At 40.5% G+C, this 10,265-nt stretch carries 8 protein-coding genes; 7 read left to right on the forward strand and 1 reads right to left on the reverse strand.

The genetic code is table 11. From position 1 onward, the window contains the following. Positions 1-318 precede the first annotated feature (318 nt). Complete coding sequence (locus J2T58_RS10870; RefSeq protein ID WP_253489945.1) at positions 319-2,385, reverse strand: Ig-like domain-containing protein; 2,067 nt, start codon at positions 2,383-2,385, stop codon at positions 319-321. 1,077 nt (positions 2,386-3,462) lie between these two features. On the opposite strand from J2T58_RS10870, the gene J2T58_RS10875 reads away from it, so the two are divergent. From J2T58_RS10875 to J2T58_RS10905, 7 genes are all read left to right on the forward strand, one after another. Beyond that, positions 3,463-4,494, forward strand: coding sequence for a glycosyltransferase family 2 protein (locus tag J2T58_RS10875; protein ID WP_253489947.1), 1,032 nt, complete (start codon positions 3,463-3,465; stop codon positions 4,492-4,494). Next, complete coding sequence (locus J2T58_RS10880) at positions 4,487-5,431, forward strand: polysaccharide deacetylase family protein (protein WP_253489949.1); 945 nt, start codon at positions 4,487-4,489, stop codon at positions 5,429-5,431. The genes J2T58_RS10875 and J2T58_RS10880 overlap by 8 nt, the downstream gene beginning before the upstream one ends. 142 nt (positions 5,432-5,573) lie before the next feature. After that, the gene (locus tag J2T58_RS10885; RefSeq protein WP_253489951.1) at positions 5,574-6,275 is read left to right on the forward strand and encodes a PHP-associated domain-containing protein; all 702 of its coding nucleotides are present in this window, start codon (positions 5,574-5,576) and stop codon (positions 6,273-6,275) included. A gap of 128 nt (positions 6,276-6,403) precedes the next feature. Beyond that, positions 6,404-7,447 carry a carboxylate--amine ligase gene (locus tag J2T58_RS10890; RefSeq protein ID WP_253489953.1) on the forward strand — a complete coding sequence of 348 codons (1,044 nt, stop codon included), beginning with the start codon at positions 6,404-6,406 and terminating at the stop codon, positions 7,445-7,447. Between the two features lie 133 nt (positions 7,448-7,580). Beyond that, entirely contained in the window at positions 7,581-8,033 is a 453-nt protein-coding gene (locus tag J2T58_RS10895; protein ID WP_253489956.1) for an adenine nucleotide alpha hydrolase family protein, read from the forward strand. Positions 8,034-8,174: 141 nt separating this feature from the next. Then, complete coding sequence (locus J2T58_RS10900; RefSeq protein WP_253489959.1) at positions 8,175-9,251, forward strand: DUF354 domain-containing protein; 1,077 nt, start codon at positions 8,175-8,177, stop codon at positions 9,249-9,251. A gap of 15 nt (positions 9,252-9,266) precedes the next feature. After that, positions 9,267-9,494 carry a hypothetical protein gene (locus tag J2T58_RS10905; protein ID WP_366518476.1) on the forward strand — a complete coding sequence of 76 codons (228 nt, stop codon included), beginning with the start codon at positions 9,267-9,269 and terminating at the stop codon, positions 9,492-9,494. The last annotated feature ends 771 nt before the right edge of the window (positions 9,495-10,265 follow it).

A 10,265-nucleotide genomic window follows, 5' to 3' on the forward strand; every position in this document is an offset into this window, starting at 1 on the left:
GCGGTTGTAACCTATTTTTTTTTGCAAATTTGGGTTTGTTGTAGGGTTTTCAACCCTCAAGTGATCGTTGTTGGGGGGGTTAATCGAAAAACTCTAAAGAGTATATCACCCGGTGGCGACAATTATGTAGTGAGATAATCACTCCATATACAAAGAGCGGGAGCATGATGGTTGCACCTCCTTCAACGTTCCTTTTTTCCGAAGGTAGATGAACATTATAGTACAGGCTCTCTGACAATTGGCTTGCATGGTATTTTTAATATATTAAAAAAATTGAAGGTATCGTACCTGGCAATTCCATAAATACTTAATTTTTACTCATGGTATTGTTAGTGTACACCCTGAGCCAATAGCACCAAAGTATCCGCGACCCGGTTCAAGCGTGGTCACCGCTTCATAGGATCGTCTTTCAGGGTTGTATGCATAGACAAATGGTAGGGACCAGGGATCTGAAGGATCACTGATAATATCATTCATATGAATTTCATCACCGGGAGCACCGATGGGGTTCCACCCTTGTTCTAGTTCTATGGTGATCGAGGAGGGCTGGGTTCCCTTCACGATGATCTCACTGACACTGGATGACGAGACCCAGTATGCTCTTCCTGGCACAATCTCATCAAATCCGATGACCTCTCCCTCACGGGAATTTGGATTGTTTGTTGGGTCTAATACCTGGACCGTAGCCGGTGATGTCAGGGTCAGCTCTGCATCCTCATATGGGACAGATATCAGGTTCCATCCTATCTGAAGTGGAATAGTCAATTGCTGTCCGGAAGATGAGGTTTGTGACACTGGTTTCTTGCCAACTCTGACATTGACCTGAGCAGCGATCCCATCTGGATTAATGGTATCACCCGGAAGATTCACAAGGATACCTCTGAGCCTGACCGTGCCTGAGGTTGTGCTATCATACCCGGATGCAGCTCCGGACCAGTCAACACTGACTGTCTGCTCAGATCCATCATGAATGATTGCCTGAACGGTTCTGGGAAGTTCGATCTTCTGGAATGAAGTACCGTATTCAACCGCAATATCAGCAATAGCTGTCACTCCATCAATTCTGTTTAACTTCGGTGTTGGTACAGGTGTTGGCAGACGTGTTGGAACCGGAGTGACGGTATTGGTTGGAGGATAGGTAGCTTTCACGTAATTCCCTGTAGCCTGATAATAGCTAACCGGATTACTATTGTCACTATTATAATTATTGTTGGTCAATTCAGGATTTTGAGGAGATATTGGAGCATTCACCTGATGTTTAATCGGATAGGGTGTGGGCTCGACATAGCCTTTGGTATCATGCAGATAGAAAACCGGGCCAATTTTTGATAATGTTCCCTGAATAATATTATTGCTCATATACACATTTCCATAGGGGCTCTGAGCTGGAGCAAGATCATGAAACGTCTGTCTAACAGGACCAGTTCCTGCATATCGACTGTCCATAATATTATATTCAATCCATGCTCCGGTTCGTGGACGACCTCTCTGATTGAATGCGTTCTGATCTGTTCCAAGGAAGGTATTATGATGGATATAAACCCAGTTTCCCCCCCATCTTAGATTATTTGGATCCTGGTGCATGTCAAAATATGCAGAGGCGGCACTTGGACCGACGATATTGTACCGTGCTTCAAACGCACAGTTTGGTCCACCCAAACCCGTTATGGAATGACGGTTTTTATCGAACAGATTCGCTTCAATTAAAACCTCCGAATCAAGTAATACAATTCCATACCCGGTTCCGGAAAATTGATTTGTATGAATGTAGTTGTGGTGGATATACTGGCCACTGTCTGGTCCGGTATGATGAATGCGTATTCCAGCATACCCCCAATGATAAATTTCACAATTATCTACTTCGAAGTTGTTATGGTTTGATCGTATGGCGTGTCGACCGTCCCGGTAATTTTGGGTGGTCGGGTATGGTCCCTGCAGTCTGAGCCCGGTGATCCGAACATTCGGCCCTGCTGTTTCGAAGAGGCGCAAACTATTTGACGTGTCTGCCCTGTTGACATTCTGATAGATCCGACCGCCAGGAGCACCGTTCTCCCCCCGATTACTTGCAATCGTAACACCTGAGGGAATTTGGGTATTATGCGTACCTGACATGTCGATGTTGGCATTCGCATGAACATACACAATATCGCCGGATTTCGCTTTGTTTAAAGCAGCAAGTAATCCGGCTTTATCATGAACGATCGCTATGACCCGGGGATCAGTCGGTTGAATTATATCACTATATCCAATACCGCCCCCGATGGGATTCCCTGTGGGGTTTGCTTCAGCACCGTAGATTGCTGTTGTTGGTGCAGCTGTAGACAATTGCACAATGCAAAAAAATACAGCACACACAATGCATAGTCTGGTGAAATATTCACTCATATGCAAATTACTTTGGTGAAATTATTTAAATATATTTCGATAATATATTTTAACGATATGTTAGAATTTTACAAATATAATGAATCTTATTGTCATTTTATAATGCACGTCTAAAGAAATATTTGAATGTTGATATATTTAAAATCGTATTATTTATGAAATCCAGTTCTCACCTTTGGTGTATGCTAATTAAAATTCTAATTTTTATTATATGATTTATTTATCTCTACAATGTCAAGGTTCAAATAGATACAATTGACATCAAATGGTATGATCTTTATATGGTGGTTTGAATAATATTATTTGTGTTAATGGTATTATTCATCATGAAGTAGAATCGCTCGCTGGACACGTTGTTTCGCACATCCCTCTTCTCAACTCCTTCTTTGAAGAGGCGTCCCTGAGAAACTGCTTTGCAACGAAAACTCACAACAATTGGAAGACAGCACTCGGCTATACGGTTGGTCTTTTTGCCGCCCCCTCACAACGAACAGTACCCTCAATTGCAACATATTGTAGCTCAGTGAATTCCCCGGTATTCAGCCACTTTCTTTCCCAATCCCCTTGGAATCATTGAAAATTCACGGATTGGATCATGACCCGGGGGTTATCCTGCTGATTGATATGAACTAATCTTACAACCTGCAACTGAGTACATTGATCCGAATGCAGGAACACATTCCCTCCATTAATTGTTTGTATTGAGCATGCAATAGCATTTGGAGGTTATTCATTAATTATTATCACTTTTGGATCATGTCCCTCTTCAGAATACTGGCGAAGAACCGCATTGATTAAAGAAACGTACTGTATGAATTTTTCTCCACCTATAATGATGAAACCATTTCTTTAATTTATTCACCTTAGGGGGGGTGTTTCCCAAATGTTATGTGGCCAAGAGAGTACTTAGAAGGCTCTAAATTTATTAAAACATTAATATTTAATATAATGAATGTATACAATAGGGTGGTAGATGGAAGACGATGCAATTTAGTCATGATGTTGATCACGTCAGGATGCCTTCAGAAATAGCTTCGAGATTTTCATCAATTATCAATTTGATGGAGGATGCGCATAATGATGGAGCTTAAGTACATAAGTCGATCCCCCCGGCCTGTCATTCATATGACGCAATATGAAGAGCAGGGCTATCGTACGTATCGTGGTAAACGGATCGCCGTGGTTGTTCCCGCTTATAATGAAGAGCTGCTGATCCTTGAGACGCTTGCATCGATTCCTGAGTTTGTTGACCGCGTATTTATCATCGATGACTCTTCCACGGATACAACGCTTGATAAGGCTCGTGGTTATTCGGAGATGGATCCACGGGTGACCGTTATCCATCATGAGAAAAACCTCGGGGTGGGTGCCGCCATCGTCACTGGCTACAAGGCAGCCCTTCATGAGGATATTGACATCACTGCCGTGATGGCCGGTGACAACCAGATGGATCCGGACTTCCTGCCCCATTTGCTGGATCCTGTTGTTGATGAGAAGGCAGATTACAGCATGGGCAACCGGCTCGTAAACCGTGACTTCCGGCAGGGCATGAGCAGATGGCGGTTCTTCGGAAATTCGATCCTTACGCTTCTAACCAAAATTGCATCAGGCTACTGGCAGATGGTCGATCCTCAGAATGGGTACACTGCTATATCGAGAAGGGCTCTTAATACAATCCCCCTTGATTCAATATACCCTGGTTATGGGTACTGTAACGATGTCCTCGTTCAGCTGAACGTCTACGGCTTCAGGGTTAAAAATGTCCCTCATCCCTCACGGTATGGCCGGGAGACATCCGGTATCCGGTATAGTACCTACATCGTCAGACTCTCCCGGCTTCTTCTGAAGGATTTCCTCTGGCGTTTGAAGATGAAATATGTCGTTCTTGGGTTTCACCCGCTCGTCTTCTACTACTTCTTCGGGGTAGTCTTCTGTATGCTGGGCATTCTTGGGGGTGCCTGGAGCCTGTACTTCAAACTTGTCCAAAACGGGCCAATATTTCTTCCTGCCGTCGTATCTTTGCTTCTTATTGGTCTTGGGGCTCAGGGGATTCTCTTTGCAATGTTGTTTGACATGCAGATGGAGAAGAATAGCGGGTGGTATGAATGATTCTGGAGGAGAGATAATCATGCATAAGAATTTTAATCATTCTCTGGCAGTTACTGTGGATATTGAGGACTGGTACCATATCCCATCTGTCTGTGGCTCACCATTCTCTGTATACAAAAATACAGATGAGTTCTTCGAGAGCTGGACTGACCGGTATGATTACCTGACTGAGCCTACCCACCGCGTCCTTGATCTGCTTGAAAAACACGAGATCAAAGCCACGTTTTTTGTTGTCGCCGATGTGGTGAAGCGGTATCCCGGACTGGTTGAAGCAATCGACAAAGACGGGCATGAGATTGCCTGTCATGGTCTGCATCATGCATGTAAGATTGATCCAAAGACGAAACAGCCTCTCATAAGTAAGGAGATATTTGAAACAAATACGAAATATGCAAAAGATATCCTTGAGATGTGTATTGCGAAGCCAGTTAATGGATATCGAGCTCCCAATGCACTCATAGCGGGATGGATGATCGATTCCCTCAGTGAATTGGGTTTCTTATATGACTCTTCTGTAAGTGTAAATTCTCTTTATAGCAAGTCAGATTCTACATTACAAAAAGTATCATCACACCCATATCATATCAAATCTAATTCTCCATTTTCTGGAAAAAAAGGGGAATTTACTGAATTTCCGTGGTCATATTGGAATCTCTTAGGAATTAAAATTCCAACTTCAGGAGGGCCTATGTTACGATTTCTTGGTTCTAATATAATTCTAAAAGGTCTCAAACAAAGTTTAATTCGTGGGAATACAATTTTTTATTTTCATCCCCTTGATATTTCTAACGAGATATTTCCGACTATTGGAAATAACAGACCATTTTATTGGACAATAAAAGGAGATATTATTGAAAAAAGAATTAAAAAAATAATAGAAGTAATTATGGATGAAAACATTTCTATCAAACCTATCCAAGATCAACTTGAGGATTAAAATGAAAAAAACAGATCGATTAGTCATAAATGTCACAGAAATAATTGATCAATGCGACTTTTCCTTTGATTTGAAATTTATATATGTATATATATATATATATATATTATAATAAATTTAATTTAAATGAGGGTAGATAATTATGAAAAATAGTGTTTCTGCTTTTGACTTCCACATACACTCTCATTACTCATATGATTCTCTGAGCAGCATTAAAGCAATATATAAAATTGCAAAAAAGAGAGAACTCACAGGGTTTGCGATAACTGACCATAACACCCTAGAGGGAGCAATGAAAGCATCATCATATAATTCAGAAATCATTACAATAATAGGAGAAGAGATAAGCACAAACCAAGGTGATATCATTGGACTTTTTTTAAATGAAGAGATTCAGCCTGGCGACATTCATATAGTCATTGAAAAAATACGAGAGCAAGACGGTTTGGTGGTTTTACCTCACCCTTTTAAAAAAAATCGTTCCCCCTCCTCTGAGATTGTTGCTATGGTTGATATCATTGAAGTATTAAATGGAAGGATATCTCAAGATGAAAATTTTTTAGCATCAGACTTAGCAAAGAGATATGATCTTCAAGGGATAGGAGGGAGTGATGCACACCTTAGCTACGAGGTTGGTAAAATTCAGACTGTCATTCAACAAGAAATAACCGATATAGATGAAATCAGGAAACTGCTAAAAGACACAAAAAAACAAATATTTGGGAGTGAATCATCACCCTATGTCCATATACCAAGTGCCATTATTGGTACGATTAAAACGAAGAATTTTCGAAATCTGGCAAGATCAATATGCAATAAAGTTTTAAAGGAGGGAAATTTGTGAGTAGAGTTTTTGTAACAGATGGTAGATCACGTGCCACGCCATCGATTGTACGGTCACTCGCCAAACAAGGAATCTACGTCATAGTTGGAGAATCCACTTATATTTGCTCGACTTTTTTTTCTAAGTATGTGAATAAACGCGTCATCTATCCAGATCCTGATTTTTATCCGGAAGAGTTTGCTGACTTTATGTATGAATATGTCCTAGAGAATGAGTTGGATATGATAATACCAGTTAGAGATTCTGCAACATTAATATTATCAAAATATATAGAAAAATTTCGCCCTTTTGTGAAACTACCTCTAGTAGAATATAATACTATGATGTTAGGACGTGATAAGGCTAAAACTATCCAACTTGCAGAAAAACTAGGTATCCCACATCCTAAAACAGTGTATAATCAACAACCAGAATTTGATGAGATAATAAAAAATTTTAAATTCCCGCTAATTTTAAAACCGACAGAGGGATCGGGATCGCGAGGTGTGACATATGTCAAATCTTCAAAGGGCCTAGAAGACACTTATAATAAAATCAAGGAAAATTATGGCGACCTCATGATACAGGAATTCGTACCCCACGGAGGTGGATATGCAACATCAGTATTGTTAAACCAAGGAAGTTTAAGAGCTTTTTTTTCCCATAAAAGAATAAGGGAGTACCCAACAAGTGGAGGGCCAAGTACACTTCGGGAAGGGATCAGAGACACCAAACTTGAGAATTATTCTTTTAAGCTGCTTTCAGCTATACAATGGCATGGTGTTGCAATGGTCGAATTTCGAAAAGATTTTTATACAAATGAATATAAACTAATGGAAATAAACCCCCGTTTTTGGGGTTCTCTTTCTCTTCCAATTTTCTCTGGAGTTGATTTTCCATATCTGCTTTATTGCATGGAAATGGAGGGCGACATTGAACCTGTCATTGAATATTCAATTGGAATGAGAAGTCGGTGGTTAATTGGTGATTTATTATGGTTAACTGAAAGTAAAAATAATGCATCCCATATACATGATTTTATAAAATTTTGGAGTGATGATCTTTGTTATGATGAAATTACTCGTTATGATCCCTTTGTTCTATTAGGGGCAATAATGGAGGCAATGGTATCAATTACAAAAAATGAAAAGAGAAGGTATGCTTTTGAAAGAGGCTGGGATAAAAAAACTTAAATTAATTCACTGAGCATCTTATGATTTGTCATTTACATATTAAATTTATGGCAATAAAAAATATAAATATAATGCATACATATAATGGTGTATGTATAACATTAATCGATCGCGGGTTGGCAAACGTTGTATTATGGATACTACCGTTCCCATAATCAAGTTTGATGAACAGGGTGTGTGTGAATTCTGTTATATTCATGATAAATTAGAGAGAAAACATCCCTTAGGAAAACAAAGGCAAAATATGTCAAAAAATTATATAAATAAAATTAAAGAAAAATATAAGAATAATGAATATGATTACATCGTTGGAATAAGTGGTGGAAGGGATAGTACATACACACTTCACCTTGCTAAGGAGATGTGGCTCTGCTCACTGGCTTTTCACACTGACAATGGTTGGAATTCAGATTTTGCTGTAAATAATAATAAGAATGCAACTGAAAAGCTTAAAGTAGATTTACATAGTGACGTGGCAGATTGGGAAGTGTTAAAAGATCTACAGATGTCATTTATAATGGCTTCGGTAACAGGTGCCGTCAACATTCCTGATGTAGACTGTGGTGGTGCCGGGTTATGGATTTAAAATGTAGTGATTATGAAGGGCGTGGATCGGCTCTGGAGGCGGGAAGCATGTTTTTCTTTCACGGAAGGAAAAGAACTGTTTTAATCAGTTATCCCGGAAGAAAAGAAGCCTAGGGGTAACTTTCTCAGGAGATATGAGAACATGAGGATTATTATAGATATCGGTCATCCTGGGCATGTGCATTTTTTCAAAAATTTCATTTGGCAAATGAGAGAACGTAATCATGAAATCCTTTTAACAGCAAGCGACAAGGACGTTACGCATACACTACTGAATGCATATGAACTGAGTTATATAACTACCTCTAAAAGATATTCAGGATTAATGCTTATTTACGAGCTATTGATTCGAGATTTTCAGTTATATAAAATTGCTAGAAAATATAAACCTGATATAACAATGGGTATAAATGCCATTATTGCAACACATGTGTCACAGTTTACTCATGCAAAATCGATTAATTTCACTGATACCGAGCATGCAATATTAGGTAACGCGATTAGCTTTCCATTTTCAGATAGTATCTGCACGCCTTCCTGCTACCTGGACGACATTGGCCCTAAACAGATCCGCTACAATGGCTACCACGAACTTGCTTACCTCCATCCAAACTACTTCACCCCCGACCCCGCCGTCCTCTCCGAGCTTGGCCTCGCCGAGGGCGACCCCTTCATCATTGTTCGCTTTGTCTCTTGGCAGGCGAGCCATGATGTGGGGCACAAAGGCCTTACTATAGATATCAAGCGAAAGGCGATTCGTGAGTTCGAAAAGTACGGGCGTGTCTTCATAACCTCTGAGAAAACTCTACCAGATGAATTTGAAAAATACCGGATATCTGTCTCTCCGGAGAAAATGCACGATCTCCTCTATTACGCAACACTTCTGTATGGAGAAAGCTCAACCATGGCATCAGAGTGTGCTGTTTTAGGAACACATGCGATATTCTGTGACTTTGCCGGTCGTGGGTATACAGATGAGGAAGAGAGTAGGTATGATCTTGTATATAATTTCAGGCTGGACAAAGCAAGCCAGGAAGCGTCGATCAAGAAGGCACTGGAATTGTTACAGGAAACAGATCTCAAGGAGAAGGGACAAGAGAAACGGGAACGTTTGCTCAGTGAAAAAATAGATGTCACCGCATTTATGGTGTGGTTCGTTGAAAATTACCCGGAGAGTATCGCTATGATAACTTATAATCCTCAGAAGAGGTTTAAATGAAGTGCTTTCTCTACCATCGGGACCGGTTATGTCGGTTTTGTAACTGGTGTATGCTTCGCTGTTTTGGGTTATGAGGTCACTCTCGTTGCTATCGACAGCACAAAAGTAGACGCTCTCAAGGGAGATCAATCTTCGATCTATGAACCCCGGTTTCAAACACTCATACAGAAGAATCAGGACCTTATCCGTGCGACAACGGTTATGTCAGTATTACCCTGTAAATTAGGCAAGACCTGTACCTAACACCTATTCGATCTCTCCTATATTAAGCGTTATGTGCAACCATAGGCTGTCGTAAATCCTATGTCAGCAAAGTGGGCTCACCCACCCCCGACCACATGCAGCCACAGGGCACCAATCACCCGTCATTCCTTTTCCACGGGAATTCAATGGCAGTTTATATGAAGGTGTCAATGTCGGTTTACTTTTCCCCGTCGAATAGGGGAGATATGTTGTCATCTCTCCCCCTTCTAAGAACCGGACGTGTAACTTTCATCGCATCCGGCTCATGCATTTCACTACCCATCTTATGGGCGGCTACCTACTGCAAAAATGTAAAAGTGGTTTGAAACCATGGAGTTTGTCTTTTGATTCGATTGTTTCTCTCGATGAAGTATCTTCTGTCAAGATAGGGATTCTTTTCAAGTATAGGGTATCTCTACAATGTCACCTTAACCCGGTATAGTTTAATCTCCTCCCCTGTCAAGCATGAAATCCAAAAGAAAACATGCGGTTTATTTTGAATACGCTTTCATTTCACCATCGAATGATGAAGACGGCCGAAACACACCCTCTCGAAAAGCATTTCTTCTGCAAAAACTCACAATAGATCGAAGCCGAGAGGTACTGTTCTGCAGTAACTCACACACACATCCGGCTTCAACCCCTTCCTCAGATTGAAACCCGTTTTTTCTTCTTCAATAGGACTTACGCATAACCCTCCGAAAAAAATTTAGAGCGCATACTTTGGATCCTTTAGGTAGTCGGCGATAGCATTAGACTGGATCTCCCATT

It is taken from the genome of Methanocalculus alkaliphilus, from assembly GCF_024170505.1.
GTDB lineage: Archaea > Halobacteriota > Methanomicrobia > Methanomicrobiales > Methanocorpusculaceae > Methanocalculus > Methanocalculus alkaliphilus.

Excerpts from the sequence above, each read along its gene's own strand:
- J2T58_RS10870 (WP_253489945.1), bottom strand. The coding sequence starts at position 2,385 with ATGAGTGAATATTTCACCAGACTATGCATTGTGTGTGCTGTATTTTTT.
- J2T58_RS10875 (WP_253489947.1), top strand. The coding sequence starts at position 3,463 with ATGATGGAGCTTAAGTACATAAGTCGATCCCCCCGGCCTGTCATTCAT.
- J2T58_RS10880 (WP_253489949.1), top strand. The coding sequence starts at position 4,487 with ATGAATGATTCTGGAGGAGAGATAATCATGCATAAGAATTTTAATCAT.
- J2T58_RS10885 (WP_253489951.1), top strand. The coding sequence starts at position 5,574 with ATGAAAAATAGTGTTTCTGCTTTTGACTTCCACATACACTCTCATTAC.
- J2T58_RS10895 (WP_253489956.1), top strand. The coding sequence starts at position 7,581 with ATGGATACTACCGTTCCCATAATCAAGTTTGATGAACAGGGTGTGTGT.
- J2T58_RS10900 (WP_253489959.1), top strand. The coding sequence starts at position 8,175 with ATGAGGATTATTATAGATATCGGTCATCCTGGGCATGTGCATTTTTTC.